This window comes from Erwinia sp. PME.40.26/001, assembly GCF_055556675.1.
This window is the reverse complement of the sequence record NZ_JBVHNP010000001.1, coordinates 222149-248954: the sequence shown is the minus strand read 5'-3', so window position 1 is coordinate 248954 and position 26806 is coordinate 222149. Positions and strand designations below refer to the sequence as shown.

Sequence of the window (26806 nt, the reverse complement as noted above, 5' to 3'; positions counted from 1 at the left end):
CCGCTTACGCGGCATGAAGAGGGACACCTGCCCGCGTCAGGCTCGGTTCAGGCAGACGCGGGGGCCAGTGGGGTGGTGATGTCACGTGACCGCAGCGTGATGCGTACCGGAGCCGATTTGTAAGACGGCGTGCCGCTTTCCCTGTCGATGTAATCAAGAGGGATCAGAACGTTCGCTTCGGGGTAATAGGCCCCGATCGATCCCCTGGCGATGGCATAGCGGATCACCGTCATGCCTTCCAGCCGCATGCTGTAGCCCTTCACTGCTGACTCCAGGTCTACCACATCGCCGTGTTCCAGCCCCAGACGCTCAAGATCATCGTCGCACATAAACAGCACATCACGGCGGCCAAACACCCCGCGATAGCGATCGTCCAGGGCATAGATGGTCGTATTGTACTGGTCGTGGCTGCGCAGCGTGATGAGACGCAGGACGTTGTCACCCGGCACGGACAGGTCCTCATGGGTGCCCTGATAAACCGAAAACATCGCTTTACCGCTCGGGGTCGGCCAGATGCGATCCCGGGGCGGCAGCGGCATCTGGAAGCCACCGGGTTCCCGTATACGGGCGTTGTAATCCTCAAAGCCGGGAATGGTTTTTTCAATCAGATCGCGGATAAGACTGTAATCGGCAATCAGCGCATCCCATGCCACTTTCGTGCCCGGCAGCGCCGCTTTAGCCATCCCGGCGACAATGGCCGGTTCCGACCGCAGCAGCGGCGAGGCTGGCTTCAGCTTGCCAGAAGACGCATGCACCATAGACATGGAGTCTTCGACGGTGACGGACTGGCGGGTGCCGTCCTGCTCATCAAGTTCGGTGCGCCCGAGACAGGGCAGCAGCAACGTTTCTTTCCCGGTCAAAAGGTGCGTGCGGTTCAGCTTGGTGCCGATGTGGACGCTGAGTTCAAGCTCACGCATCGCCGGAAAGCTCACTCCGGAATCGGGCAGCGCCACAGCAAAATTGCCGCCGAGGCAAATTAGCGCTTTCGACCGCCGATCCACGATGGCCTTCATCGCCTGCACCGCATCGTGACCGTGATGCGACGGGGGCGTAAACCCGAACACTTTCTCAAGCTTACTGAGAAAATCAGCAGACGGCTTCTCCGTGATCCCCACCGTGCGGTTACCCTGCACGTTGGAATGACCACGCAGTGGACAAACCCCGGCGCCGGGCTTGCCCATGTTGCCGCGTAACAGCAGCAGATTAACCAGCAGACGCACGTTGTCGGTGCCACGGTTGTGCTGAGTGATGCCCATACCGTAGGTCAGGATGGTGGCATTCGACTTCACGTAAGCCTGGGCCACCTGACTAAGCTGCGCCTGCGTCAGGCCCGACTCAAGCTCCACCGAATCCCAGGACGTGGCGTCGATGTCGGCCGCAAACTGCGCAAAACCGTCGGTGTGTTCGCGGATAAAGGCATGGTCCAGCGCCGTGCCGGTCGCGGCCTCAATCGCCAGTACCGCTTTGGCAATGCCCTTCAGCGCGGCCGAATCACCTCCGGCGCGAACCAGATAGTACGTGGAGGCGATATCGGTTGAGCTGTTGGTGGCCATCTCCATGACATTCTGCGGATCGGCAAAGCGCTCCAGCGCGCGTTCACGCATCGGGTTGAAGACGATGATGGGGACGCCACGGCGTGCCAGCTCGTGCAGCGTCCCCATCATGCGCGGATGATTGGTCCCCGGATTGTGTCCAAAGGAGAGGATCAACTCTGCGCTGTCGAAGTCATCCAGGGAAACCGTGCCCTTGCCGATACCAATCGACTGAGGCAGGCCAACGCTGGTGGCTTCATGGCACATGTTTGAGCAGTCCGGGAAATTGTTTGTGCCGTACTCGCGGGCAAACAGCTGAAACAGATAAGCCGCCTCATTTGACGCCCTTCCGGAGGTGTAAAACTCCACCTCGTCCGGCTGCAGCGCCGCCAGTTTTTCAGCGATAATCGTGAAGGCCTCATCCCAGCTGAGCGCGTTAAAGGTATCTGAGTCGCGGTTATAGCGCAGCGGCGTGGTCAATCTGCCGTACCCTTCCAGCTCAAAGTCTGTCCGTGCCAGCAGCGATGTCACGGTATTGTCGGCTAAAAATGCGGGCGTAACGCGTTTAGTGGTGGCTTCCCACGTCACGGCTTTAGCGCCATTTTCACAGAACTGGAAGGTGGATTGATGATCCTTATCCGGCCATGCGCAGCCGGGGCAGTCAAAACCGTCAGGCTGATTGGTGCGCATCAGCGTGGACGGCGCTTTCAGGGTATCCATCTGATTTTTTACGGCAATGGCCGTCGCTTTCAGGGCTCCCCAGCCGCCTGCCGGGCCATCGTAGGGATGCACGCCTGGCACGGTACGGTGTGTTTTTTTGCTCATGACGACTCCGGGCTCACATAAAAGGAATCAACAGCGCTGCCACGCCTGCGGGGGTGGTGGCCTGAGTAAGGCTTATTCTGATGTTGATTGTGTCAGTTAAAAGTAGCAAAAAAAAACCGATGGCCGCCTCCGGTTAGCAACTGGTTACGTTTTTCTTTCTTTTGCTTGAGGGTTAGACGCTGGAAAGCGCGGCGGGTTGTCCGGGCGTTGAAGCCGGTGATGTGGGGAAGGTCTGTGCATCCGTCGAAGGGGGCGATTCTCAGGGCTGCCGCTGCCCTGTGCCAAAACGGGCCGCTGTTCACCTCAGATTCAGTTAATTAACAGTAAGCAGCGCTGCTGCATCCCAGGCTTTCATGGCAGACGATACCGCAGCATCAAGCTCTTCGCCCGGAGTCCCGTCGCGCGCTTCTGTTGAGAGTCCGGTTTCAAAACTGTGCAGAAAGGTGGCCAGCGCCCGTGCGTCAGTGGTCGCAGCCAGTTCACCCGCCTCTTTTGCTCTCATCACACAGCGCAGAAATCCCTCTCTTGTGCGTGCGCGTCGGGCTGTCAGCAGCTGGCGGATGTGCTCATTCCCGGGCGAACAGGCGTTAACGGATAAGGCGATAAGGCAGCCGCTGGGGTGCCCCGGTTCTGTCTGCATTTTTGCTGAACGACGCAGCGCACGTTCCGCGGCCTCACGCGGGCCGAGCGTGTCGTCCCACAGGCAGTCGTTAACCTGGCCAAAGGTCGACATATAGCATTCAATAACCTCTTCAAACAGCGCCTCTTTAGAGCCAAACGCCGCGTAAAAGCTGGGTGCGGTGATGCCGTTGCCAAGGTTCGCCTTGAGCAGGGCAAGCGAGGTGGACTCGAAGCCATGCTGCCAGAAAAGGTACATTGCCTGACGAATTGCCTCGTCCCGGTCGAATGAACGTGGTCGTCCCATCTGCGCCATATTGGTTCCTGATTATGCCAGTGACACATAAATACTAATCGATACAGATATGCTTGACAACCTTCGGGCTGACCTATAGCGTCTGACATATATACCATTCAGTATATATGTCATGACAGAAACGCACTGTCTGAACTGTTTCCGCTATTTATTAGTCACCTCAATAAGGACTCACCGTGCACGCAGAGACAAACTTACGTGAAACCCCATCGCAGCAGCAGCTGCCTCTGGCCGCCTTGCTGGCATTTGCCATGACGGGCTTTATTGCCATCCTGACTGAAACCCTCCCGGCGGGCCTGCTGCCGGAAATTGGCGAGGGGCTTGGCGTGTCACAGGTGATGGCGGGCCAGCTGGTGAGTCTCTACGCACTGGGTTCACTGCTGGCGGCGATCCCGCTGACGGTGCTTACCCGTGGATGGCGGCGTAAAAAAGTCCTGTTGCTGGCTGTCGGTACCTTCCTGATTTTCAATACCATTACCACCGTTTCAACCAGCTACTGGCTGACGCTGACGGCACGGTTTATGTCCGGCGTGGCTGCCGGACTGGCATGGGGGATCCTGGCCGGTTATGCGCGCCGCCTTGTGCCTGCTGATTTACAGGGCCGTGCGCTGGCCATTGCTATGGTAGGCATACCGGTTGCCCTGTCGCTGGGAACGCCGGCGGGAGCGTGGCTGGGCGGCATGATGGGATGGAGAGTACCGTTTGGGCTGATGGCCGCACTGGCAGTGATTTTGTTTATCTGGACACTGGTTGCGGTTCCTGACCTGCCCGGGCAGCCTGCTGAGCGCCGCCTGCCCGTGTGGCAGGTCTTTCTGCTACCTGGCGTCCGTCAGATTCTGGCGGTGATCTTTCTCTGGATGACGGCTCACAATATTATTTATACGTTTATCGGACCGTTCCTGGCACTGTCGGGGCTGACCGCACTCGTCGGACTCATCCTGCTGGTCTTCGGGCTTGCGGCCCTTGTTGGCATCGGAATAACCGGAACGCTGGTTGATCGCCACTTGCGCCCTCTTGTGCTGTTCAGCCTTGCGGCGATGGCTGCGGTAGCTCTGGTGCTGGCTGTGGGTATGCGGGAGCCGTTCGTGGTATTTCTGGCGGTTATCGTGTGGGGAGGATCATTTGGCGGCGCGTCAACCCAGATGCAGACGGCAGCGGCCGATGCGGCCGACAGACATGTCGATGTCGTTCAGGCGATGGTGACCACCGCATGGAATCTGGCTATCGCCAGCGGCGGCGTTGCCGGCGGCCTGCTTCTTAATCAGGCGGGTGCGGTGTCATTTCCCTGGGCGATCCTGGCCTTGATGTCTGTCGCGTTTGTTATTGCTTATTTCGGTAAAAAACAGGCTTTCAGGCCCGGTGCAAGAAACGGGACCTGAATCGGTAAGACTCCCGCCCTTGCCGACCTGCTGCGGTCAGAACGTCTTTGCTGTTGACGCAGCCAGCCTCCGTATTAACAGGCATACCGGAGGTGGCCTGCTGAAAACCGCGCCCCGTCCGGCTCTTTTATTCCCCGCTGACAAAACGACATTCCCGCTCTCTTACCGTGAGGAGAACGGGGAACACTTTCAGACGACCGGCGGCAGCAGGGAGGCCTGATGCTAGGGCATTCCCTCCGTTGCACCCGGCGACTCAGCCGCGTGCTTTAGCAAAAAATACCGCTTCTGTAACTGATCCAGCGCCATTTCCGCCTGCCGCCGTTCTGTTTCTGACGGACGTGCCGCATACAGACGCAATCGTTCTTCAGCCGGAAGCGAACGGTTAAACGCCTGCGTGGCGTCATACATCACCGACTTCAGTTCGCTGACCGTGATATATTTTCCGCGCTGTCCGTCGAGGGCGTTGAGCCTGGCGGTCAGTTGCTGCAGCTGCGCCATCCCCTGCTGCCAGCCCGACATCGCCTCTGGCGGTAACGCCCCTGCCCCGACCTGCTGTTGCCACGCGGCAGCCATTTTTTCCGTGGTGGCATTCGGCGGGCTTAGCGCCTTTGCCTGATGCACCAGACGCTGTCCATAATCAAGCGCCCAGTCCGGCGCAAGCCCGCTGAGGCGCGTCAGCTGTTGCTGCGTACGTGGCATAAGGTTGTCCGGCGGCATAGTCTTCATCTGCAGACGGTTTAGCTGCTCTTCTGACAGCGGCGATGCCGGCGGCGACAGTGAGGCGTAAAGCTGGGTTAACAGCGCATCCGGACGGTGCAGGGTAAGCCAGGCCCACCGGGCGGCGCTGCCGACCACCAGCGTAACCACCACCCCGGCGACAAACGGTTTCCAGCGGCTTGCCTTCGCGGGCACCGCCGTTCCCCCCTCCGGGGCGGGCTGAGACTGCGCCACATACACCCATTGCGCTCCGCCCACCCGGCCCCCCCCCGTCACGGGCGGCACTGCAGCCGGTAACACTGCTGCTGAAGGAGTCACCGCAGGCGTATCGCTGTTTTCCAGCCGTACCGCGCTGGTGTGCATCAGCGTGGCCAGCGCGTCAAACTGGCTCAGATGCTTTAACTCCAGGCGCTGCAGGCTGGCGTTAAGACGGCCAAGCTGCTGCTCTGCGTGATAAAGCTGGCTGAGGTCGCTGTAGCTGAGCGGCAGCGTGCGCATCATCTGCTGCAGGCGACGGCTAAGTCCACTGAGGATCTCGACCCGGGCATGGGCCTGCCGGGGCCACAGGCTGCCCCACTGGTGGCTGATTAGCGCCTCAAGGATCGACACGCCCTCGTTCAGCCCCGCCAGCCCGCCCAGCTGAGTGCGGGCCAGCGTGTACCAGGCGGCGGTTTGCAGCTCCACGCCGTTTTGTTCAAACAGAGTAAGGCTGAGTTTTTCAACAAGATGCCAGTTCACGTCCGGTCGTGCCGGATGCGTCAGTTTGCCCAGTTCATCGCGCAGTGCGGCATAGTCCGGCAGCGTACGCGGATCGCCGCCGGTCTTCAGGTAACGTTCAGATAAAAGTGTCATAAGCGGCTTCAGATTGTCATCGGAAAAAAGCGGCGTCTGCTAAAGAGCAGCGCGCGGGTCCAGGTACTGCTGCTGTTTCATATGGCGGATGAGGACTTTGCCCTCGGGCATAAATCCGGTGCCGTAGCGCACCAGCCCGATGCCGTTCAGTTCAGCATCGATGGCATAGCTCAGCTCACCCGGCACGGTCTGTTCCAGCATCACGACACTGATGCTTTTCAGCCGTGGCTCAAAACGCAGCAGCACCGACGACAGCGTGGTCATCAGCTGATGCGCGGTGCCGGGCATCCCCTGCAGAATTTTCGTCATATCCGGCAGGCCGTAGTCGGGCAGATGCGCGAGGGAACCCGCGCGGCAGTTGAGGATGCGCTGCATATTGTCCAGCACCGAGAGGATCACCTGGTTTTCCTCGCTGACGTTATGCAGCTCCAGCCCGCCGCTGAAGTTACCGTAGAGAATTTCATACAGCGAGGGGGCGTTATGGGAATGGGGCATTACTTATCCTTAAGTGGTTGCAGCGTGATTGTCTGCTGGTTCAGCTCAATCTGGCGGGCTTTGTCCGGGCCTGGGACGTCGCGACGCAGTACCAGACCGTTGAGAAGGCAAAGCCCTCAAACAGCCTTTCGACGAACGGATCCGGAGTTCCGGCTTTATCCAGGTCCAGCATCGCCGCCCGGTCGGGGTGCGCGCGGGCAAATTCTTTTGCCGCATCACGCAGGTAGCGCATTTCAGCGTCGAAATAGCGCAGGCTTAAATCGTCCATTGGTAAACCGTCCTTGCTGATCTCATTCTGTTGACCTGGGGTCAGATTTTTAATCTCTCTTGCCGTTCGCACAGCAGCCTGATGGGCCAGCAGGCCGCTGTTGCAAAGCATGACTGGCTTTCTGCGACGCGAGGATGTCACCGGATAACATCCATCTCTGAGAGAATCATCGCCCGCGCCAGCCGCCCTGCATATTCCTTACGCTTTTTTGGGAAATGAAGAGGTATCGACGTAATATTTCTTAAAATTTCCGTGATCAATATAAACTCTTATTTTATCTTCCTTGATATACGATGACGGATCGTAATAAAAGTTATCACTATTGAACACGTATACAGTATTACTCAACGGGTCAAGCCACTGGCAAACAATTATCCACGGAGAACGGCCGTTAAACTGGATCGCCTCATTCAGTGCCACACCAACGATTTCAGCGTCAACGGGACGTCCGTTATGAACCAGTTTGGCATAACGACTGCCTCTGCCTGTCACTCTGATGCCGATAAAGCTTATAAACAAAATAACAGCGGATACACCGCCAAACACCATTGAAGGAAGGTACAGCCGGGCCTTATCGTCAACTTTAGCGGTTTCAGGACGATCGCTGAGATAGAGGATATCTATGCCATCACTAAATGCGTTGCGATAAGAATTGCTGTTGGACGAGGATTCAAATACGTTAGTTTTCCCTTTATTATCAACAAAGGTCACTTCCGTATACCACTTGCCTGATGAAGCGTTGTCGCTGCGGCTAAAGCGCAGGTCGGTCACTTTCCCCTGAGTATGGATAGCGTTTGCCTGAAACTGATAAGCGTCAAAAGCAAGGTAACCACTGACCCCCGCCAAAATAAGTCCCAGCAGCAGCATAATGCGAAAGATCAGTTTCATTTTACTCATGTTGTTCTCTTTTATTTTTTTAAAAATTCAACAATAGCACGTACAGTTGAATGAGCTGTTCTTATTTCATTTTTCATCTCACCCTTCACCCCAGCAAACTTCCTTGTGCGGAAATCTTACCCCAGAACGGTTCTGCAGAACAGTTCTGCTATCGGGGGAGTCATGGCCAGGATGAATGACAGCTGGCATTTTATACCTTATGAGACATCTCTGATAAAAGCAGGCGGGTTAATATTTTTTCGGAAATCACAGTGATATTTAAATGATATTTTTGGAAATTTAGCCAGCTGCCGGCGAAGTTGGCAAAATTTTTTCTGCGCCCCGCAGGCGTGCAGATCCAGCCGGATATTAACGCGCTTTTGGGATCTCATTCTGATAAGAGTTGCTCATTTTCTTTCCTGTAAAAATGGACACAGAAAGCAGGCGTTACGCACACTTTCCTTGTGTGTACAGGCGGGACTATATAGCAGTCTGTTTAATGTGAGCAATATGAAACGGTGCGCAATACGATCTGATTTATATAGGAATTTTCTTGAAATTTAATTTAAGTTACTGAAAGAAAGGGTTAACCTTTCTCCTCAATACGGTGAAAAAAATGCCATCCCCTTTGCTGAATTTCAGGAATAAGGACGATTTTCAGGGTGTTTAATCACGCCGGATTAACTGTTTCATTAGATGGCATTTATGAAAGAGGATGCTCATCACCCGCTCTGTGATAACGCTATCGTGTTACTCTGTTTTGCGCAGGCGCAGGCGCAGGTGGCAGCGCGAGTTACGTACGCAAAGCCTGTCGGCGAGTAAAAAATTAACTCCGTTACATTTCAACCAGTTGCAATAGAATCCCGCTGAAATCCGATCTCTTTTCGCGCTTTTTTGCTGTTAAGAAAGTCAGACCAGCAAATTTTTCATAAACTCATCTGCGTTAACCATTTGATCCGCTGACCACGAAGAAGACAGCGGTAACTGATTTTTTTACTGAACTGGCAACGCAAACGTTGGTTGTTGGCTGAAAAAAAGGGAAAAAGCATGCTAATGATATTCGGTGAGTTCTCTGGTGCGCCATCCTGGGTGCCTGCGGTATTGCTCGTCACGCTCTCATTTGCATTGGGTTTCCTGGCCCGATTTATATTACTCAGGTTCATCCGCTACTGGCAGAGTCGTGACAGAAAGTTGTTCAAATCTCTTGAAAAGCATCTGCGTGGCTCCCTGTTTCTTTTCATACCCTTACTGCTTATTAATGTAGGGATTAATTACATTGATATTCACCCGGGCTCCCTCTCGCTTATCACCACCGTGATCAACATCTTTATTATCTTATCATTCTGCTCTGTGTTAATCCGGCTGACCAATGTGGCGCAGGATATGCTGTTTATACGCTATGATATTAATCTTTCGAATAATCTTCGGGCGCGTAAAATCCGTACGCAGATCATGTACGTAAAAAAGGTTGCTATCGTACTGCTGGTTCTGTTCTGCCTTTCCCTGATTCTGCTCAGTATCCCCGGGGTACGAAAATTTGGTACCACCATCCTGGCCGGTGCCGGGGTTGCCGGGATCATCATTGGTTTTGCTCTGCAGAAGTCGTTGGTTAACCTGTTTGCCGGCATTCAGATAGCCTTTACGCAACCGATAAAAATTGATGATGCGGTAGTGGTTGAAAATGAATGGGGCTGGATTGAGGAGATAAACCTGACGTATGTTGTTGTGCGTATCTGGGACCTGCGCCGGCTGGTTCTGCCTATAACCTACTTTACAGAAAATGCCTTCCAGAACTGGACGCGCAATAACGCACAAATATTAGGTTCGGTTTTTCTTTACCTGGATTATTCCATGCCGCTGGATCCCCTGCGTAAGCATTTCGAAAAAATCCTCAGTGAAACAAAACTCTGGGATCAGCAGACTCAGGTACTCCAGGTCACCGATACCACGGACAAAACCATGACGATCAGATTATTGATGACGGCACAGAACTCCCCTACGGCCTGGGATTTACGCTGCCACGTGCGGGAAAAAATGATTGAGTTTATTCAACAAAATTATCCGCAGAGTCTGCCTCACGTCAGGGCAACACTGACCGGGCCCGGTGTGTAATGGGCGATCACAGACGTGATTCATCACTGGGGTTGGAGACTGACTAAAGACAGCGGATCGAAAAGTTATCACGCCTCATCCGGCAAGGCCCCCCCTGGCCCCGCGCTACCTGCTCCCTTTGTTAACAGCAAAGGTCAGCGATACTGGCGCTGACCGAATGGCCGGACTGGGGGTAACTGCTGTTACTGTATAGGAGGCGGGCTCAGGGCGAATCTTACGCAGCGTCACGTCAGCTCAGTCGGTGATGCCGGAAAGTTCACCCGGGACGGGAAAGGGCTAAGGAAGGCTCACGGTTTCTTAAGCCTGTCAGAAATGAGGCGTTCCGCTGCTGCACAGGTTTGCTTCATTCCATCAACAGATTCACTCTCACGCTGGTTCAGGGCCGCCACCAGAGTGTCAGAGTCTAATGGCTGACCCGACTTCAGCAGAGATGAAACGGTACGCCCTATCACCGCATGGATCCTGTCCATTTTTAACTTATCATCAGCGTTCAATCAGCATTCCTCAACCTGCTTATCTGACAGGCAATCGCAGCCTGAAGTCACTTCTGTCCTGACGGTATCGGTTCTCAACGTGCAGGATGCTGGAAGAGAGTGTGATGATCATTCCAGAGCATGGGTCAGTTTCTTGCGCAGCGCTGTAATCCGTACAGTCAGGTCAGACAACTCTTCATACGGCGTGTCCATTACCGAGACCATATCTGCAGGCACACCGGCCGCTTTAACCCTGAGCTGGTGTCCCTGCTCCGTTAGCGAAATAAGTACCCTGCGCTCATCGCCGCCCAGGTCACGTTTCCTGGCGATCAAGCCGGAGACTTCAAGTCTCTTCAGCAGCTGACTGAGCGTACCGGAATCCAGGCAAACGCGAGCGCCAATGTCAGACACCGTGACATTGTCCGTTTGCCAGAGTGCCAGCAAAACCAGATATTGCGGGTACGTCAGGCCGATAGGCTTCAGTCGCGACTGATAGAGTTTGGTCATGGCCAGTGAGGCAGAATAAAGCGCAAAACAGAGAAACTGATCGACCGTCACCGGTGCATCTGTAATGGCAGAAGCCTCATCCGCGTCATCTGTTTCATGGTTAACATCGTTACACATTGAGGATCCAAATCTGATGGCGAACGGGGTGCCTTTCTGCTGCACATCGTGGCGGGCTGACACAGCAGGATGGCCCCTGCTCTTCCCGGCCCCGGTCCGAAAAAGGCATCATGACGAGAGCCGCAGGCTTCGCCCTTGCATAAGCCTGCGAAGTATTGAATCAAGTCTAATTGATGTCAATCTAATTTATCAGAACACGTCCCTGTTTTCTGACAAATCAGTGAGGGTGAGAACGAGGGAATATGACCTCCGGGCTGAATCACTTGCTCTGCTTTGCCGCGCAGCGCAGGACGTTATTCATGACCTCGATAATACGTCCTACTGCCATCAGGTCAGCCGCCAGCAACACATCGGTGCGCACCACGACATCCATCAGTTCAGCGTCATTCATGTGATGCTGAATACCGGTGTAGAGACGCATCAGATGCACCCAGTTGTTTGCAAAGGTGTCCAGGCTCAGATACTCCCCTTCACTAAGCTGCTTCATCAGAAAATTCACGTCACTTTTGAGCGTACAGATACGTGAGAGAAGATCTTCTGACGAGGACGATGCCGGCATTTCTGCAGGCCTCATACGCGAAATGTTTCCACCATGCCGCGTAGCGTATGGGCCTGTGCGGACAGAGATTGCGATGCGGTGGATGATTCCTCAACCAGGGCCGCGTTGCTCTGTGTGACGCCATCCATCTGGCTCACCGCAACGCTGACCTGCGAGATCCCCTGCATCTGCTCACCCGAGGAGAGTGAGATGTTGTCCATCGCGTCCGCCAGTTCGCTTACCATGCCTACTATTTTCAGAATACTGTCTCCGGTGCCGGTAGCCACTGTCACGCCGTTTTCTACCTGGCTCACCGCCTGTTCAATCAGGGCTTTAATATCGCGCGCCGCGTTAGCGCTGCGCTGTGCCAGCGTTCTTACCTCACCGGCGACGACGGCAAATCCCCGCCCCTCTTCCCCTGCGCGGGCGGCTTCAACGGCAGCGTTCAGCGCCAGAATGTTGGTCTGAAAGGCAATGCTCTCAATCACGCCCGTGATGTCGCGTACCTTCGTCGCACTGAGAGATATATCGTTCATCGTCTGCGACATGCGCTGTACGTCTTTCTCACCGGTACGGGCCAGCGTCGCCGTGGTCCGGGCCGTATCCGCCGTCTGCTGCGCACCCGCCGCATTACTTTTCACCGTCGCGCTAAGCTGTTCAATGCTGGCGGCCGTTTCCTGCAGCGCCGCAGCCTGCTGCTCGGTCCGCGAGGACAGTTCGGTATTGCCCTGCGATATTTCGTCTGCCGCCATAGCAACGGACACCGAGGAATCCCTGATATCAGAGACCAGGCTACGCAGGCTGCCCTGCATGGTGGCCAGCGATGCCAGCAGGCTGCCCCTGTCGTGTCGCCGCAATGTGACCGGATAAGTGAGATCGCCGCCAGCAATAGCCGCAGCCAGTGCCTGTGCCTGAGCCGGTTCACCGCCCAGCTGGCGCATAAGTATGCGTACCGTCAGATAACAGGTCGCCGCCGCCAGCAGGACGGACAATGCAGTAATAGCCATCAAAAGAGAGGCGGTACGTGAAGAACGGGCGCTGTTTTCAGCCACCGTATCGCGGCTCAGCTGCATTTGTACGTCGGTCAGTTGATTCAGTGCTTCCAGCAGTTCTTTCTGCGCGGGGCGAGCCGTGATCAGCAGGTATGCCGTGGCGTCGTTTTTACGGTTTTCCAGCCCCATTTTGCCTGCCGTCATCAGGGTAGAAAGTGCCGCAGACTCTGCGGATAACGTCCGCCCCAATGCTGCCTTCCCGCGGGCAGAGACATGGGATGACATACTGTTTTCCAACGCTTCACGTGTCTGAATATAAGCATCACGCTGTTTAACCAGGCGCTGCCACTCCGGCTGCATCTGCTGCGGGTCCGTTATCAGAGCCAGGTTGCGTACGGCAATGGCCATATCGCGCGCACTCCCCCGCATATCCAGCACCAGCGCGAAACGCTTCATCTTCACATCAACGGTATCATTCATGCCATCACGGGCATGCCAGAGCGCGTTAATAGCAATACTGGTGCACATTATAAAAAGCAAAATAATCAGGCCAAAGCCTGCAGTCAGTCGCGTTGCAATTTTCATCAATCTTCTCAGGACAGTTAACGTAGTGACCCTGTATCGGCAGCAACAGCGTACAACATAAGGGTTGAGCAAAATTAAATTGAACACAATCTATCTTTCACAAATCACTGCCCCCCCCCGGGGGGGGGAATGCCTGACTGCCCCAGTGCGGCCCGGGGGACAGAGGCAACGAGGCAACTTCAATGCGTCAGGCTAACGCGTATGCCCGTTCACCCCGTGTGGCGGGACTTAACTCTGGCGGAGTCAGGTTGAATTGACGGTGTTGAAAAAATAACGCACCTTTACCGGAGTTCGCCCGGCTGGCGGGATGCGCGTCGCGATACCACACCAGGACTGTGCGCCTGAGCCGGCCATCATGCTTTCGTGTCAAAAGGAGGTAAACACATGCCTGTGCCCGTGCTTAAAACCGAGCGCCTGATATTAAAACCGTTAGTCGCTGAAGATGCGCCACAGATTCAGACGATCTATCCACGCTGGGAGATTGTGCGTTACATGGTGGCCTCAGTTCCCTGGCCATACCCTGAGAACGGTGCAGAGCATTACGTCAATCACGTGGCGCTGCCGGCGATGGCAAAAGGCGAGGCCTGGGTCTGGACAATCCGGCGGCGTAGCGATCCCGATAACCTGATAGGGCTTATCTGCCTGGATGATGAGAAGGATAATAACCGGGGATTCTGGCTGGTGCCGGAATGGCAGGGGCAGGGATTAATGCGGGAAGCCAGTATTAAGGTGACAGATTACTGGTTTAATACCTTAAACAGGCCCGTGCTGCGGGCACCCAAAGCGGCCGAAAACAGTCGTTCCCGGCATATTTCTGTCGGCAGTGGTATGCGCCTGATCGCAACGGAAAAAAAGGAGTATGTCTGCGGATGGCTTCCCTCAGAGCTATGGGAAATCACCCGCGATGAATGGAACGCTCAGCGCCAGCGCTGAGACGGTTGCCTGGTGCGGTTAAAGCTGCTTTTCATACAGCCGGTAACGCTTATAAGCAACAGCTCCAATACGTTCCAGCATCGTGCGCATCCCGCTGTTTGCCTCTAAAATCCACGACATTTCCAGCGCATCTATGTGACGCCGGGCAAAGGGATCACGCAGCGCTTCGATCAACAGCAGTGCCATGACTGGTCCACTGCGGCTGAACTGATACTCCTGCCGCACCCCCATTAGCGGCACCCGGGCGGTGCGCACACCGCTGACCTTCAGTCGCCACAGCAGCTTTGCCCAACCGAACGGCAGCATTCGCCCCTTTAAACCGGCAATAGCCTCATTGATATTGGGCAAGCCGACGATAAAGGCGCAGGGGTTGCCTTCCACTTCAGCAATATAAATCATATCGTCGGGTACGAGGAATTTTAACTGGTCACCCATGACGGCGAACTCCCGTTCGGTAAAGGGCACAAATCCCCAGTTATTCTGCCAGCCGGAATTAAAAATCTGTCGCATAATCTGCATTTCCTGGCTGAACTGCTTACGATTAAGGCGGCGGATAGTCACTTTCTGCCGCACTTTATCCATCAGACGGTTTAATGACGGGGAAAAATACAGATCGGTACGGCGCATCCAGTAAGCCAGCAAATCGGTACCCTGAGTATATCCCTGCTGTTCTACTGCGGCAGCATAATAGGGTTTACCGTGAGGCATCATCGCCGACGGCGGCGTATCGAATCCCTCAATCAGCAGGCCACTTTCCTGGTTAATATTCAGACTGAAGGGGCCGCTAATGTTTGTCGCGCCTCTGGCTTTCAGCCATGCTTCTGCCGTCTGGAATAATAAGCTGAACACCGATGGATCGTGAATGGCCTCTATCATGCCAAAATGGCCGGTATCTTCACCATATAACTCACGATGTAACGTATCGATTTGTGCCGTTATTCGCCCGACAACAACCTCTCCTTTTCTGGCAATCCAGGCCTGCCATTCAATATGTTCTTTCGCCGGATTTTTATCAGAAAGATGTTCCGCACGCTCCATATATAAGGGATCAATCCAGTGAGGATCGTCAGCATACAAGGTAGAAGCAAAATTTATAAATGCCTTAAACTGCTGCCTGGTATCAACTTTTTCAATGTGGATCATAACAACCTTATCAGTGGGTTATTCACGAAATAATACAATAAACCGGTCATCATTCCCGACGCAGCGGTTTATTGCTGTATATCCCAGGCAGCGTCATAAAATGAAAAAAGCGTTAAATGATAAAAAAGTTTTTTTTAGTCGTTCTGCTATCTTACCCTTGCAACCGCATAGCGTAATTTATTGTGATGAATATTGTCATCACCTTGTCATGCTTTTTACTGAATTCAATATGTTACAGAAATTATCTGAATAGGCATGGCTATTTTTACCACTAAATGCGTTTAATCACATTCGTGTAAAACTAACCATACACATTTAAAAAACTAAGCGTCATAATAATCCCACGATATTAACTGAGAAGACTTTCATGTACAGGGCTTATCCGGCCAATCGCGATATCATTATATCAACGGGTCTCTCCCCCACTCATCAGTATGCGGTCGCGCATCTGCGGATATAGCTATCCGTGTAAAGCTCGCGCGAGGCCTGCGGGAGGTTAACCATTAAAATTACAATTAAATACATACCTTAATCTAATGTCATTTTAGAAAAATTATTGCGAGTTTTTTACAAAGACCTCTATTCCCCGTAGCTATCTGTACTTTTTGGCGGTTTTTAATCTATGGCTTTATCGTATATATCTGAAACAAGTTCACACCACTCTCTTCCCATGCGCCATGCTGACTTCCCCACTCTGGTTGAGGCGTTAAACTACGCCGCCGGGGGAGATACCGGGATGAATTTTTACGACAGGCGTAATCAGCTGGCAGACGTGCTGGAGTATCGCCTGCTCAGGCAGCGGGCCATCACGGGTGCCCGGCGACTGCTGTCGCTCGGCCTGAATAAAGGCGATCGCGTGGCGCTGATGGCGGAGACCAGTGCGGGTTTTATCGAAGCTTTCTTTGCCTGTCAGTATGCGGGGTTAGTGGCAGTACCGCTGGCTATCCCGATGGGAATGGGCCAGCGTGATTCTTACATCACCAAGCTCCGGGGCTTGTTAAAAAACTGTCAGCCCGTCGCCATTATCAGCAGTGAGGAGTGGCTGCCGCTGATCCGTTCTGCCAGTGCAGATACCCCCGGTATTCATACCCTCAGCAATGATGACCTGGCGGCCCTGGCAGAGAGGGAGATCGCCCTCCCACTTCCCTGCCCGGAGGATATTGCCTATCTGCAATATACCTCGGGCAGCACGCGCTTCCCGCGCGGGGTGATCATCACTCATCGGGCGGTGATGGCGAATCTGCGGGTCATCAGCCATGACGGCATCCAGTTACGCGCGGGTGACCGCTGCGTCTCGTGGCTGCCGTTCTATCACGATATGGGGCTGGTGGGCTTTATGCTGACGCCGGTCGCCACCCAGCTTTCCGTTGATTATCTGCGTACGCAGGACTTTGCCATGCGGCCCATGCAGTGGCTCAAGTTGATCGGTAAAAACCGCTGTACCGTGTCTGTCGCCCCGCCTTTCGGTTACGACCTGTGCTTACGCCGCAGTAACGACAAAGAACTGGCCGGTATCGACCTCTCCAGCTGGCGCGTGGCGGGCGTCGGGGCTGAACCCATTCCCGCCTTGCTACTTGACCAGTTTGCCCGGCACTTCAGCAAAGTGAACTTCGACCGCCGGGCATTTATGCCCTGTTACGGGCTGGCGGAAACCACACTGGCCGTCAGTTTTTCGCCGGCGGACTGCGGGACTCAGGTGGATGAGGTCGATCGGGGTATTCTGGAATACCAGAGCAGGGCCGTCGCGCCGGGTGAAAAAAACCGGGCGATCTCGACCTTTGTTAACTGCGGCAGGGCGCTTCCGGGCCACCGTATCGAAATCCGTGATGAAGAGGGGCAGGCCCTGCCCGAGCGTGACGTCGGCCATATCTGTATCTCCGGCCCCAGCTTAATGAGCGGCTACTTCCAGGATAGCGCCTCACAACGGCTGATGCAGGAGACCGGCTGGATGGATACCGGTGACCTGGGCTATCTGCTGCAGGGCAACCTCTACGTTACGGGACGCAAAAAAGATCTGATCATCATCCGGGGACGTAATATCTGGCCCCAGGATATTGAATATGTCGCCGAGCAGGAGCCGGAAATTCATTCCGGCGATGCAATAGCCTTTGTCACCCCGCAGGATCGGGAAGAAGGGGCTCGCATTATCTTACAAATCCAGTGCAGGTTCAGTTCAGAGGCGCGCCGGGAACAGATCGTTCACTCCCTCACCGCGCATATTCAAAGTGAATTCGGCGTCGCCGTCGAGATTGAACTCCTGCCGCCGCACAGTCTTCCACGCACCTCATCAGGTAAACCCGCCCGTGCAGAAGCCAGAAAGCGTTATCTCAGCGCGCTGGGCACCGCCGTCAGCCCACGGGTCGAACTGGCAGGCCAGACGCCATGACCGGCACCGTCGCCATCACGGGAGCCACGGGCTTTATCGGCAGGCACATTGCCGACAGCCTGCTGGCGCAGGGGTTTACCCTGAGGGCTCTGACCCGCCGCCCTCAGGGCACGGTCAATAATCTGACCTGGGTTGCGGGCACGCTGGAGCAGAGCGACGCGCTGGCTGAGTTAGTGCGCGGTGCTGACTACGTGGTTCACTGCGCCGGCCAGGTGCGGGGATGGCAGGAGGCGAGTTTTATGCAGGCCAACGTCAGCGGCAGTCAGCGTCTGATGCAGGCGGCAATAGCCAGTGGCGTCTGCCAGCGCTTTTTGTTGATGTCTTCCCTGGCTGCGCGCCACCCTCACCTCTCGTGGTATGCGAAGTCGAAATATCTGGCCGAGCAACGTTTAACCAACCTGACCGCCGGGATCACTTTCGGCATTTTTCGCCCGACAGCGGTTTACGGCCCGGGAGATAAAGAGCTGAAACCGGTGTTTCGCTGGCTGCTGCGCGGGCTGCTGCCGCAGACCGGACCGGCGGACGCGCGCCTCTCTTTTCTTCACGTCAGCGACCTGGCCGCCGCCGTGGGGCAGTGGTTAACGGCGGCACAGCCCCCACCCGGCCCCTGTGAACTCTGTGACGGCGTGGAGGGCGGCTACAGCTGGCCATCATTACAGGCCACCGGTGCCAGGGTGCGTGAGGGGCCCGTGCGGCTGATCGGCATCCCTCTGCCGCTGCTGAAGGGGCTGGCGGATCTCAGCGTGCTGGCCAGCCGTATAGCGGGTCGGGAGCCGATGCTGACCCGCAGCAAAATTCATGAGCTGACCCATCAGGACTGGTCAGCCAGCAATGTACGTTTCTCTGAACATACCGGGTGGTTGCCTGCGGTGACCCTGGAGCACGCCCTGCGTGCCGGGCTCTTTTGAAACACTGACTAAAGGGAAGTTGAGGATTTTATGCTGAATCAAAACGCGGTGATGGACTATATCCTGGCCTGTTTGCGGGGCATGGTTGCCAGTGAGGTGGAGATCGAACCAGACAGCGATCTTGTTGATGAACTGGGTCTGGAGTCGATCAGGGTAATGGATCTGCTGATGATGTTAGAAGACCGGTTTGATATCCCCATCCCCATCAATATATTGCTGGATGTCAGGACCCCGGTGCAGCTCCGGGATGCGTTACTCCCCTTCCTGGAGAAGTCATATGGGCCTTTATGATCGCTTTGCCCGCCTTGATCACCACCGGGAACAGTTTGAGGCCAGCGGTCTTAACCCGTTCGGCACCTGTATTGATGAAGTCTACTCGGCAACCGAAGGCCGCATCGGGGAGAACCGGGTGGTACTGGCCGGAACCAATAACTATCTGGGCCTGACGTTTAATCCGCAGGCGATTGCGCAGGGTCAGGCGGCACTGGCAGCTCAGGGAACAGGCACCACCGGCTCACGCATGGCAAACGGCAGTTACGGTTCACATCTGGCCCTGGAACATGAGATCGCTGCCTTTTTTGACCGCCCTACCGCCATCGTCTTCCCTACCGGCTATACCGCTAATCTGGGCATCATCAGCACCCTTGCCGGGCATGATGCCGTGGTATTACTGGATGCCGACAGCCATGCCAGCCTCTACGACGCCTGTGCGCTGGGAGGGGCAACGATCATCCGTTTTCGCCATAACGACGCCGCCGATCTGGAGCGCCGCATGCTGCGCCTGGGCGAGCGCGCCCGCGAAGCGATCATTATTGTCGAGGGCATTTACAGTATGCTGGGAGACGTGGCCCCCCTGGCGGAGATCGTCGATATTAAGCGCCGTCTCGGGGGCTATCTGGTGGTGGACGAAGCCCACTCGTTCGGCGTGCTCGGTGCCCGCGGACGCGGGCTGGCCGAAGCCGTCGGCGTTGAGCAGGAGGTGGATATCATCACCGGCACCTTCAGCAAAAGCCTGGCGTCTGTCGGCGGATTTGCCGTTGGCGCCGCGGCGATGGATGTGCTGCGCTACAGCAGCCGCCCATATATCTTTACTGCCTCCTCCTCACCCTCAGTTATCGCCTCGGTGCGTTCGGCGTTACGAACGGTTGCACAACGGCCTGAGCTGCGGGAAACACTGTGGAAGAATGCCCGCCGCCTTTACAACGGGCTGGAACGCCTGGGTTACCCGCTGGGGGCGCATATCAGCCCGGTGGTACCGGTCATTATCAGCTCGAAAGAGGAAGGTCTGCGGCTGTGGCGTGCGCTGATCGCCCGCAACGTGTATGTCAACCTGGTCCTGCCGCCTGCCGCACCGGCGGAGATGACGCTGCTACGCTGCAGCATCAACGCCGCCCACAGCGAAGCGCAAATCGATAAAATTGTCCAGGCGTTTGCCGATGTAAAAGGCTGAACCCCCCGGCGGCTCCCCGCGTTACCGGCGAGCCGCTTTCTGCGTCACGCTCCCCCCTGCGTCAGTGCTGCCGGTCAAACCGGCGGACCAGCGCTACCGCCAACAGCAGGAGTAACGCCGGCGGGCCCAGGGTGGTAAGCGGTACATTGAGTGAGAGCAGCAGCCCGAGATTAACAATAATCTGGTCGCTGATGTAGGTCACCAGCCCGACAATCACACCGGTGGCTAAACGGCTGCCCATGCCAGGCGACCGCGGGTTGCTGAACGTAAACGGGATAGCCAGTAAGACCATCGCCAGGGTTAACACCGGCCGCCCCAGCTTCTGCCACAGGGCGATCCGAAATTCCGTTCCGGGCTGGTGGGTATCGTGCAGGTAGTGAATATAGCGGCGAAGCTGGCCAATCGAAAAGCTGGCAGCCGGCAGCGTCAGCTCCTTCAGGCTGATGCGTGTGAAGAGGGATCGCCACGCCAGGGACGGCCGTATCGTTACTGTCTCTTTCTGGTTCAGCCACTGCTTTTGATTCACGTCGTGCAGCATCCATATGCCGTTGCCGAGGACGGTGGCGCTCCCGGCATAAATATAGGACGCCAGCGTCAGGTCTGGCCGGTAGCAGAAGATCTCCACGCCCACGGGCTGCTGATGCTCATCCAGCCGTCTGACCGTAGCGAATTCATTATGACTCCTCGCCCAGAGCGCATTGTTGATGCTCTCACCGTCTTCATCCTGCGCCGCTGCGGCGCTCTTCAACGTAATCGCGCGCTGCTGTAACGGCGAGGCCACCCACTCATCAATCGCGCCAGCCGCAAGCGTTAACATTATGCCGGCAGCGGTTATCGCCAGTGCGATGCGCAGGACAGAAAAACCTGCCGTGCGCATGGCCGTTAATTCGAGGGTTTTCGACAGCTGCCCCAGTCCGACAATGCCGCCCAGCAGCGCGATAAAGGGAATAAGATCGACCAGGCTGCGGGGTAGCGTCATCAGGACGACCGCCACGGCCTGCGTCCAGCGATAACCGCCGGGGCTGACGTCATCCAGCTCGTTAATCAGATTAAAGGTGGTAAACAGCGGGATCAGCAATCCTGCGGCGGCGGCAAAGCCGGTGAAGACGTTACGGATGACATAGCGGCTGAAAATGTTCACCGGAAGCGTGCCGGCAGCAGCGCCAGATCGCGGGCTATAAGCAGCGCCACCCCCGCCAGCATCAGCAAAGGCACACACCACACGCCGGGAAACACCGGTAGCGCCCCATTGGCCACCAGCGTGCGGGAGAGATTCCCCCCATAAAAAATCGCCGTGAACACCAGGGTCAATGGCAACAGCGTGGTAAAGCGCCCCTGCCGGGGTTTGATGCGGCTTAGTGATACGGCTAACAGCGCCATCAGCAGGGCACTGGCCCCCCGGCTCTGCCGCCACTGCAGTTCAGCCCGGTCGGCGGGATCCTGCGAACGCGCAAGCTCGTTCACGGAGGCCGACTTACGCCGGGTGTTGTTGCTTTGGGGGATCGGGGTCAGCTGCAGATGAAGATGACGGTACAGCGTTTCACTGTCCGCGCTGCCCTGGTGATCGAGCGAATAAGAGGTTCCGGACTGCAGCAGCACCGAGGGGCTGGCAGGCGAAGGGTCGGTCACGCTGACCGTTCCGGCCCGGTATACGCTGCTTTTTATCCCGGATGAGGTGTAAATAAGCACATCCGACAGGATACGGGTGACGGGATCAATCTCTGCCGCCAGCACCATCCTGCCGCTGTCATTGACATTAAACTTACTGGCCACCAGCCGGTGCGTGTCCAGTTCGGACTGCGACCGCTGCTCCAACTGATAAATTTGCCCGTAGGCCCAGGGCCTGGCGTACATTGACAACAGCATCACCATCATACCCAGCGGCACGGCCAGCAGCATCACCGCCTTATATAACCGCAGCGGACTGCCACCGGAAGCCAGCATCGCGGTGATTTCCGCATCGCTGTAGAGCTGCCCCAGCGCGACACCGACGGCGACATAAAGCCCGACGGGAAGCAGCATCTCAAGGGCGATCACCACCTTAAAGAAGACCACATCGAACACCACCGACAGGGCTAACGTACCGTTGGCCGCATCGGTCAGATAGCGCTGTGCCGAATAGCTGGCAAAAATAAAAATCAGAAAGCCCACCAGGGTCGCCACTAAGCGGTGAGTCTGCATCAGGATGTAGCGTTCAATCAGCAACATACACCGCGCGCCTTTTGCCATTACTGCTGCTGATCGAGCAGGTGATGAACCTGCGCGAGAAGCCGGGCAACCTCATCTGGCGTCAGGGCCCCATCCTTCACCCACTGAATACGCCCCTGCTGGTCAAGCACCAGGATGGTTGAACTCGCCGCCTTCAACTGCCAGGCGCGCCGGGCGAGGCCATCGCTGTCGATAATGAACTGCGCCCAGGGGTAACGTCTTTTATTCTTTTCAACCTTTCTGCGCACAAAAAAACCGGAGCCGGGGATGGCATCATCCGTATTGACGATGGTCGTCGGCTGGAAACGATCGGATGGAAACCGGGCACGCTTAATGGCCTGGATCAGCAGTGCGTTTTTATTTTTTGCAGAGGTGCGTCCGGCAATGTACTGCACCACGCGAATTTTGCCCGCCAGCTCCGTACTCTTCCAGGGTGAATAATGAATCTGCCCGTGTTCCAGCCGCAGCTCCCCATCATCCGTAATCAGAACGGGCGGTACCCGGTGTCCGATATCGAAGTTGTGCGCCGTGGCCAGCACCGGCAGTAACAGACCCAAAACGGGCAGACATCTGCATAACCTCATCATGCTTCCTTTCTGATGGATGTTACTGACGGACGCCAAGCGGATAGCGTTCCAGAAACTGTTCCAGCCGCTGACGGATACCCGCATCCAGCGGTGCGGGGGCATTATAGTCACTGTGCCCCGCCAGGTTGCCGGACACCATTTCATCGTGCCGGTCGCCCATTAAACCGTTTATTGCCGCTAAGTAGCGCGAGATCTGCCTGGCCTGCAGATCGTCTGGGGCCAGGGCGCGCAGCGTGTCGTAGTAAGAGACCTGCTGACTGACAATTTTCCGCACGGCGTGAAACTCCCGCCCAGTGAGCCTGGGTTTGCCGAGGAATGCCTCAAGCTTGCGCATCTCCTGCTGGCAGCAGGCGATAAAGTCACGCTCTCCGGTCAGTGGAAAATGCCGCAGAGAGTGATCCACCCACCGCCAGACCGGCGCGCTGAGACAGAAACGCAGTATCCGCCCATAAAAAGTCACATGGCTTATATTTTCGTTACGGAATGCATCCTGAAAGCGCCCGAGAAAGACAGTGGTTTTGCTCAACCCCGCGCTGCACGCGTGTTGCTGCCCGTAGAGCCGCTGGGCAAAACGCAGGTGTTTGTAACGTGAGCGGATATATTTGTACTGCCTGCGCTCCTGTTCTGACAGCGTTTGCCCCTGTATGACCCGGGTGACCAGGCCCAGCAGCTCTGCCCGCGTAAAACCCTCCTGCCAGTATTGCAGGCACAGGGCGTAATTATCGCGAATGCTCTCCCCGGAACAGGAGAGGTCGATCGCCTGCGGCAGGCTGACGCTGTCATCAATACAATCGTCCTCGTCCACCGCAGTAAACAGTAAATCGACGGTTTCAGGCGGGTACTTACGCCACGCTGGTCTGGTGGTCATGGGGACGTTCTCCGTGCTGACTGAAAGGGAGTAAATGACGATGGCGGTAGGCCCGCAGCGTCGGAACAAGCAACAGCAGCACGTCCACACACTGCCCTGCTGCATAGGCAAACGCCGCGCCGGACACGCCAAAGAAGTGTGACAAACCGACCAGCAGTAACATACTGGTGACGGATGAGATGGCCTGGGCCACAAGGAAGGCGCGCTGCTTTCCTGCCATCAGCAGCAGCGACTCCTGCGGAAAGCCCATCATCGACACGACAACGGCGCAGAGCATCACCTGAATTAAGTCATAAGCTTCAAGATACTGATGCCCGAAAACGAGGGAGACTAAGGGCTGCCCCACCATCAACACCACCAGTGCGACGGCAAGTCCAATGCCTCCGGCTAACAATGCTGATTTCAGCCCCAGCAGCCAGGGCCTTTTCGTCCGCGGATCCAGCCGCATCATCTCGGGATAAAAACTTTTCTCCATCAGGCTCGCCGGTGTACCGGTGGCCGATAAAAAGGTCATCGCAATTTTGAACAGGCCGGCGGCGGCAGGTCCGGACACGATGCCGACTAACACCGTGCTGCCGGAGTTACGCGCTGCCCAGATAGAGTGGGCAATATTCGTTGCCCAGACAAAGCCCCACGCCCCGGGAAGATTTCGTGCAGCATGCAGTAATCGCGGCCGGAAAGCGTGATGGATGCCCCTGCGGCGCAGTTCGCGGGCAGCAAACCACCAGTACAGCACGCCCCCCATCAGATCAGAAACATACCAGGTCAGCATAAAACCGGCGAAGCCAAAATCCCCGGCGAAGGAGATCACGCTGCCTGCTGCCCGCAGAAAGGGCCGGACCGCCTGCTGAACCGCAATCAGATCGAACCGGTCAAGCGCACGTAAAATGCCGGTGGGCGTGGATGCCGCCATGGAAGGGATCAGCGTGCAGTAGAGGATCGCCAGCCAGAAGCTGTGCGCGTCCAGTCCTAATGCCTGTGCAAGGAAAGGCAGCAGCAGCATGCCCCCGGCAATCGCCGCTGCGCCGCTGGCCAGGTCCAGCCCCAGCGAAAAGGAGATCACCTCGCGAAACTGCAGCAGGTTATTATTCGCTAATGCCGGGGTACCGTACTGCACCACCAGCTGCCACGTCTGAAACTTCATCACATCGCTTATCGTTTTCGCATACGACTGGATCACCACCAGCACCCCAAACAGGGCGGGCGACATCCCTTTCCCGGCACAGGAAAGTGCCAGCAACCCCAGCAGAGCACTGGCCACATTGCCAGAGCCCAGATAGGCCGTATTGCGCAAAATGGTGCGAAACACACCATCAGAAAACCAGTGTTTCATGGAAACAGTCAGCCATAGCCAATATTCCAGCAAACCGGGCGAATAAAGAAAACCACTCGCCATTCAGTGCGTTTAACTGAAATATTATTCAATAAATTTTTCATCAGAGAGATAAGACGCCGACATTAAAACCCTGCCCGTAAATATTTCCCTGAAGACAATTGCGCCTCTGCCATGAATACCTTATTCAGGGAGATTGCCGTTGAGGGGCAATGGCCAGAATGGCATTCAGCGATTTTTGCAGCACATCGTTATAGGGTGCTCTGGAATCCACTTCCAGCACAGCCGCGTGATTGTAATTAATTTTATCCATAACAGAGATTTTATCCCGCAACTCTTCGTAATCGTGATCGGGCTTGCGGGAAAAAGCGGTATCAATATCAATATCAAGGCGGATCACTAACTGTGGGCGATAATACGCCATTTCCTGATAGAGCCGTTGTTCGCGCCGGGCCAGCCCTGTCATCAGCCACCCTTTCACTCGCTCAACGCCAATGCCGGGGCCGTCATAATGAAAACCGGCAATCTCTGCCTGCGGGTAGCGGTCACTGATCACCATCACCCCGCTTTTTGCCAGTCGTTCCACCTTGCGCAGGTTTGCCCTGCGCCGCAGCGAAAACCCGTACATAATCAGCGCCGCCCATAGCGCCGGTGAACGGGTCTGCATACTTTGGGTCTTTGACGACTTTGCCGCCAGACGTCGCTCAAGCCAGACGCCAATCAACGGCAGGCGCTTGATTTTATCGCCCTCCTCACCCGAAACCAGCCCCAGATAGCGGCGCTCTGTGAGGTAATGCGTTTTCAGGTTCTTCACTAAGTCGGCGGTCAGCGTCGATTTTCCGGTGCCATCGCACCCGACGACCGCGATCAGGCCCGGAATACAGGCCCCTGTGGGCTGTTCGTTTGTCTTCACGTTATCAGATGCCCCTGACATCAATTCTGATCGTCGCTGAAGGTGCGGAGAGGTGATGTCCCCAGTGAGATCTGCACCGCCTGCCTTGAGGCATCAAAGATTTTATCCGCAGGTTCACAGCCGTTTAAGTCAATGATCTTCGCCCCATTAAATCGCAGATGGGGGATCACCGCCGTCTTCTCCCGCAGCGCGGCGATCGGGTGGTCAGGCTTGCGCTGGTGCGCGGTTTCGGCATCAATATTCAGCCTGATTAACAGCAGCGGGGGATAAGACGCCATCCACTGATACAGTCTCTGCTCCCGCGCTCTCAGCGCACAGATCCACCGGTTGCCCCCTGCGGTTTTCGCCAGCTGAGGTCCGTCAAAACGAAATCCGGCCACCTCCGCCTGCGGGTAGCGGTCGGTAAAGAGTAAAGAGCCTTTTTTACAGCGGCTCAGCATCCGGCGAAACTTATAGGTGCGCCAGCAGGAGAGCAGATAGATGACCAGAGCCGTGACCCCACCCGGCGGGGATGCCGGTTTAGCATGGACCCCCCGGGCTTTCGCCCGTAAATAGCGACTGAAAGGCGCGCCAACCACAGGCAGACGACCTATCCTTTCTGCAATATGGCCTGACGACTGCCCGAGATACACGAGTGCCGCAGCTTCTCCGGCAGAAAAATAACGTACAAGTTGAGAGGCCAGCGTTGTTTTACCCGCGCCGTCGCAGCCAGCAATGGCAATAACCCTGACCGCAGGATGAGGCATAAGAGAGGAAGGTTGCTTCACAGCTAAATCCGTATTGAAAATAATGCCACGATGCTAATTCAAATTTCTCTGAGGTTATTTGCGGTTACGTGCGGTTAACTGTCGCTTTATGTATTAATGGCATTTTAC

At 56.0% G+C, this 26806-nt stretch carries 24 protein-coding genes and 1 pseudogene; 7 read left to right on the top strand and 18 right to left on the bottom strand.

The window, feature by feature from the left end; translation table 11 throughout:
- Window positions 1–47: 47 nt before the first annotated feature.
- Complete coding sequence (locus ACZ3HG_RS01480) at window positions 48–2357, bottom strand: FdhF/YdeP family oxidoreductase (protein WP_465331538.1); 2310 nt, start codon at window positions 2355–2357, stop codon at window positions 48–50.
- Between the two features lie 313 nt (window positions 2358–2670).
- Window positions 2671–3291 (bottom strand): TetR/AcrR family transcriptional regulator, encoded by a 621-nt coding sequence (locus ACZ3HG_RS01475; RefSeq protein WP_465331536.1) that lies wholly within the window; start codon window positions 3289–3291, stop codon window positions 2671–2673.
- Window positions 3292–3542: 251 nt separating this feature from the next.
- Between ACZ3HG_RS01475 and ACZ3HG_RS01470 the strand changes: the two genes are divergently transcribed.
- Window positions 3543–4670, top strand: a complete 1128-nt coding sequence (locus ACZ3HG_RS01470) for an MFS transporter (RefSeq protein ID WP_465332549.1) — start codon at window positions 3543–3545, stop codon at window positions 4668–4670.
- A 222-nt stretch (window positions 4671–4892) separates the two neighbouring features.
- On the opposite strand, the gene ACZ3HG_RS01465 is transcribed toward ACZ3HG_RS01470, so the two are convergent.
- The 4 genes and pseudogenes from ACZ3HG_RS01465 to ACZ3HG_RS01450 form a co-directional block, all read right to left on the bottom strand.
- Window positions 4893–6239, bottom strand: coding sequence for a VasL domain-containing protein (locus ACZ3HG_RS01465; protein WP_465331534.1), 1347 nt, complete (start codon window positions 6237–6239; stop codon window positions 4893–4895).
- Between the two features lie 39 nt (window positions 6240–6278).
- Window positions 6279–6734, bottom strand: coding sequence for a type VI secretion system baseplate subunit TssE (gene tssE, locus ACZ3HG_RS01460; protein WP_191934849.1), 456 nt, complete (start codon window positions 6732–6734; stop codon window positions 6279–6281).
- Between the two features lie 100 nt (window positions 6735–6834).
- Window positions 6835–7002: pseudogene (locus tag ACZ3HG_RS01455) on the bottom strand (type VI secretion system baseplate subunit TssF); the annotation flags it as partial.
- A gap of 198 nt (window positions 7003–7200) precedes the next feature.
- Entirely contained in the window at window positions 7201–7899 is a 699-nt protein-coding gene (locus tag ACZ3HG_RS01450) for a DUF3592 domain-containing protein (protein WP_465331532.1), read from the bottom strand.
- 1026 nt (window positions 7900–8925) lie between these two features.
- On the opposite strand from ACZ3HG_RS01450, the gene ACZ3HG_RS01445 reads away from it, so the two are divergent.
- A complete protein-coding gene (locus ACZ3HG_RS01445; RefSeq protein WP_191934851.1) occupies window positions 8926–9990 on the top strand; it encodes a mechanosensitive ion channel family protein in 1065 nt (354 codons plus the stop codon).
- Between the two features lie 287 nt (window positions 9991–10277).
- On the opposite strand, the gene ACZ3HG_RS01440 is transcribed toward ACZ3HG_RS01445, so the two are convergent.
- The 4 genes from ACZ3HG_RS01440 to ACZ3HG_RS01425 form a co-directional block, all read right to left on the bottom strand.
- On the bottom strand, window positions 10278–10484 hold the full coding sequence (locus ACZ3HG_RS01440; protein WP_465331530.1) for a hypothetical protein: 207 nt from the start codon (window positions 10482–10484) through the stop codon (window positions 10278–10280).
- 108 nt (window positions 10485–10592) lie between these two features.
- Window positions 10593–11087, bottom strand: a complete 495-nt coding sequence (locus tag ACZ3HG_RS01435) for a MarR family winged helix-turn-helix transcriptional regulator (RefSeq protein WP_191934947.1) — start codon at window positions 11085–11087, stop codon at window positions 10593–10595.
- Between the two features lie 259 nt (window positions 11088–11346).
- Window positions 11347–11574, bottom strand: a complete 228-nt coding sequence (locus tag ACZ3HG_RS01430) for a hypothetical protein (protein WP_244633728.1) — start codon at window positions 11572–11574, stop codon at window positions 11347–11349.
- A gap of 83 nt (window positions 11575–11657) precedes the next feature.
- A complete protein-coding gene (locus ACZ3HG_RS01425; RefSeq protein WP_465331528.1) occupies window positions 11658–13202 on the bottom strand; it encodes a methyl-accepting chemotaxis protein in 1545 nt (514 codons plus the stop codon).
- 384 nt (window positions 13203–13586) lie between these two features.
- Between ACZ3HG_RS01425 and ACZ3HG_RS01420 the strand changes: the two genes are divergently transcribed.
- On the top strand, window positions 13587–14135 hold the full coding sequence (locus ACZ3HG_RS01420; protein WP_465331526.1) for a GNAT family N-acetyltransferase: 549 nt from the start codon (window positions 13587–13589) through the stop codon (window positions 14133–14135).
- A gap of 18 nt (window positions 14136–14153) precedes the next feature.
- On the opposite strand, the gene ACZ3HG_RS01415 is transcribed toward ACZ3HG_RS01420, so the two are convergent.
- Entirely contained in the window at window positions 14154–15278 is a 1125-nt protein-coding gene (locus tag ACZ3HG_RS01415; RefSeq protein ID WP_191934855.1) for an N-acetyltransferase, read from the bottom strand.
- 637 nt (window positions 15279–15915) lie between these two features.
- Here ACZ3HG_RS01415 and ACZ3HG_RS01410 point away from each other — a divergent pair.
- Genes ACZ3HG_RS01410 through spt form a run of 4 tightly spaced genes read left to right on the top strand, consistent with a single transcriptional unit; the run spans window position 15916 to window position 20022 of the window.
- On the top strand, window positions 15916–17664 hold the full coding sequence (locus ACZ3HG_RS01410) for a fatty acyl-AMP ligase (protein WP_465332547.1): 1749 nt from the start codon (window positions 15916–15918) through the stop codon (window positions 17662–17664).
- On the top strand, window positions 17661–18572 hold the full coding sequence (locus ACZ3HG_RS01405) for an NAD-dependent epimerase/dehydratase family protein (RefSeq protein WP_191934857.1): 912 nt from the start codon (window positions 17661–17663) through the stop codon (window positions 18570–18572). The genes ACZ3HG_RS01410 and ACZ3HG_RS01405 overlap by 4 nt, the downstream gene beginning before the upstream one ends.
- Window positions 18573–18602: 30 nt before the next feature.
- A complete protein-coding gene (locus ACZ3HG_RS01400; RefSeq protein WP_191937249.1) occupies window positions 18603–18863 on the top strand; it encodes an acyl carrier protein in 261 nt (86 codons plus the stop codon).
- Window positions 18850–20022 carry a serine palmitoyltransferase gene (spt, locus tag ACZ3HG_RS01395; protein WP_191934859.1) on the top strand — a complete coding sequence of 391 codons (1173 nt, stop codon included), beginning with the start codon at window positions 18850–18852 and terminating at the stop codon, window positions 20020–20022. The genes ACZ3HG_RS01400 and spt overlap by 14 nt, the downstream gene beginning before the upstream one ends.
- A 61-nt stretch (window positions 20023–20083) precedes the next feature.
- Here spt and lptG read toward each other — a convergent pair whose 3' ends face one another.
- The 7 genes from lptG to ACZ3HG_RS01360 all read right to left on the bottom strand — a co-directional run bounded on the left by lptG (window position 20084) and on the right by ACZ3HG_RS01360 (window position 26677).
- Window positions 20084–21163 carry an LPS export ABC transporter permease LptG gene (gene lptG, locus ACZ3HG_RS01390; protein WP_465331523.1) on the bottom strand — a complete coding sequence of 360 codons (1080 nt, stop codon included), beginning with the start codon at window positions 21161–21163 and terminating at the stop codon, window positions 20084–20086.
- Entirely contained in the window at window positions 21160–22230 is a 1071-nt protein-coding gene (gene lptF, locus ACZ3HG_RS01385; protein ID WP_465331521.1) for an LPS export ABC transporter permease LptF, read from the bottom strand. Before lptF ends, lptG begins: the two co-directional genes overlap by 4 nt.
- A 20-nt stretch (window positions 22231–22250) precedes the next feature.
- Window positions 22251–22814, bottom strand: a complete 564-nt coding sequence (locus ACZ3HG_RS01380) for a YtfJ family protein (protein WP_191934948.1) — start codon at window positions 22812–22814, stop codon at window positions 22251–22253.
- A gap of 22 nt (window positions 22815–22836) precedes the next feature.
- Window positions 22837–23685 (bottom strand): hypothetical protein, encoded by an 849-nt coding sequence (locus ACZ3HG_RS01375; protein WP_465331519.1) that lies wholly within the window; start codon window positions 23683–23685, stop codon window positions 22837–22839.
- Window positions 23660–25018 (bottom strand): lipopolysaccharide biosynthesis protein, encoded by a 1359-nt coding sequence (locus tag ACZ3HG_RS01370; protein ID WP_465331517.1) that lies wholly within the window; start codon window positions 25016–25018, stop codon window positions 23660–23662. The genes ACZ3HG_RS01375 and ACZ3HG_RS01370 overlap by 26 nt, the downstream gene beginning before the upstream one ends.
- 187 nt (window positions 25019–25205) lie before the next feature.
- Window positions 25206–25952: a nucleoside/nucleotide kinase family protein gene (locus ACZ3HG_RS01365; RefSeq protein ID WP_191937246.1), complete on the bottom strand. Its 747-nt coding sequence runs from the start codon at window positions 25950–25952 to the stop codon at window positions 25206–25208.
- Window positions 25952–26677: a nucleoside/nucleotide kinase family protein gene (locus ACZ3HG_RS01360; RefSeq protein WP_465332545.1), complete on the bottom strand. Its 726-nt coding sequence runs from the start codon at window positions 26675–26677 to the stop codon at window positions 25952–25954. The genes ACZ3HG_RS01365 and ACZ3HG_RS01360 overlap by 1 nt, the downstream gene beginning before the upstream one ends.
- Window positions 26678–26806 lie beyond the last annotated feature (129 nt).

Excerpts from the sequence above, each read along its gene's own strand:
- ACZ3HG_RS01380 (WP_191934948.1), bottom strand. The coding sequence starts at position 22,814 with ATGAGGTTATGCAGATGTCTGCCCGTTTTGGGTCTGTTACTGCCGGTG.
- ACZ3HG_RS01375 (WP_465331519.1), bottom strand. The coding sequence starts at position 23,685 with ATGACCACCAGACCAGCGTGGCGTAAGTACCCGCCTGAAACCGTCGAT.
- ACZ3HG_RS01430 (WP_244633728.1), bottom strand. The coding sequence starts at position 11,574 with ATGAAGCAGCTTAGTGAAGGGGAGTATCTGAGCCTGGACACCTTTGCA.
- spt (WP_191934859.1), top strand. The coding sequence starts at position 18,850 with ATGGGCCTTTATGATCGCTTTGCCCGCCTTGATCACCACCGGGAACAG.
- ACZ3HG_RS01365 (WP_191937246.1), bottom strand. The coding sequence starts at position 25,952 with ATGTCAGGGGCATCTGATAACGTGAAGACAAACGAACAGCCCACAGGG.
- ACZ3HG_RS01465 (WP_465331534.1), bottom strand. The coding sequence starts at position 6,239 with ATGACACTTTTATCTGAACGTTACCTGAAGACCGGCGGCGATCCGCGT.
- ACZ3HG_RS01420 (WP_465331526.1), top strand. The coding sequence starts at position 13,587 with ATGCCTGTGCCCGTGCTTAAAACCGAGCGCCTGATATTAAAACCGTTA.
- ACZ3HG_RS01445 (WP_191934851.1), top strand. The coding sequence starts at position 8,926 with ATGCTAATGATATTCGGTGAGTTCTCTGGTGCGCCATCCTGGGTGCCT.
- ACZ3HG_RS01450 (WP_465331532.1), bottom strand. The coding sequence starts at position 7,899 with ATGAGTAAAATGAAACTGATCTTTCGCATTATGCTGCTGCTGGGACTT.
- ACZ3HG_RS01470 (WP_465332549.1), top strand. The coding sequence starts at position 3,543 with ATGACGGGCTTTATTGCCATCCTGACTGAAACCCTCCCGGCGGGCCTG.
- ACZ3HG_RS01405 (WP_191934857.1), top strand. The coding sequence starts at position 17,661 with ATGACCGGCACCGTCGCCATCACGGGAGCCACGGGCTTTATCGGCAGG.
- ACZ3HG_RS01480 (WP_465331538.1), bottom strand. The coding sequence starts at position 2,357 with ATGAGCAAAAAAACACACCGTACCGTGCCAGGCGTGCATCCCTACGAT.
- ACZ3HG_RS01360 (WP_465332545.1), bottom strand. The coding sequence starts at position 26,677 with ATGCCTCATCCTGCGGTCAGGGTTATTGCCATTGCTGGCTGCGACGGC.
- lptF (WP_465331521.1), bottom strand. The coding sequence starts at position 22,230 with ATGTTGCTGATTGAACGCTACATCCTGATGCAGACTCACCGCTTAGTG.
- ACZ3HG_RS01400 (WP_191937249.1), top strand. The coding sequence starts at position 18,603 with ATGCTGAATCAAAACGCGGTGATGGACTATATCCTGGCCTGTTTGCGG.
- ACZ3HG_RS01425 (WP_465331528.1), bottom strand. The coding sequence starts at position 13,202 with ATGAAAATTGCAACGCGACTGACTGCAGGCTTTGGCCTGATTATTTTG.
- ACZ3HG_RS01475 (WP_465331536.1), bottom strand. The coding sequence starts at position 3,291 with ATGGCGCAGATGGGACGACCACGTTCATTCGACCGGGACGAGGCAATT.
- ACZ3HG_RS01435 (WP_191934947.1), bottom strand. The coding sequence starts at position 11,087 with ATGTGTAACGATGTTAACCATGAAACAGATGACGCGGATGAGGCTTCT.
- ACZ3HG_RS01370 (WP_465331517.1), bottom strand. The coding sequence starts at position 25,018 with ATGAAACACTGGTTTTCTGATGGTGTGTTTCGCACCATTTTGCGCAAT.
- tssE (WP_191934849.1), bottom strand. The coding sequence starts at position 6,734 with ATGCCCCATTCCCATAACGCCCCCTCGCTGTATGAAATTCTCTACGGT.
- ACZ3HG_RS01415 (WP_191934855.1), bottom strand. The coding sequence starts at position 15,278 with ATGATCCACATTGAAAAAGTTGATACCAGGCAGCAGTTTAAGGCATTT.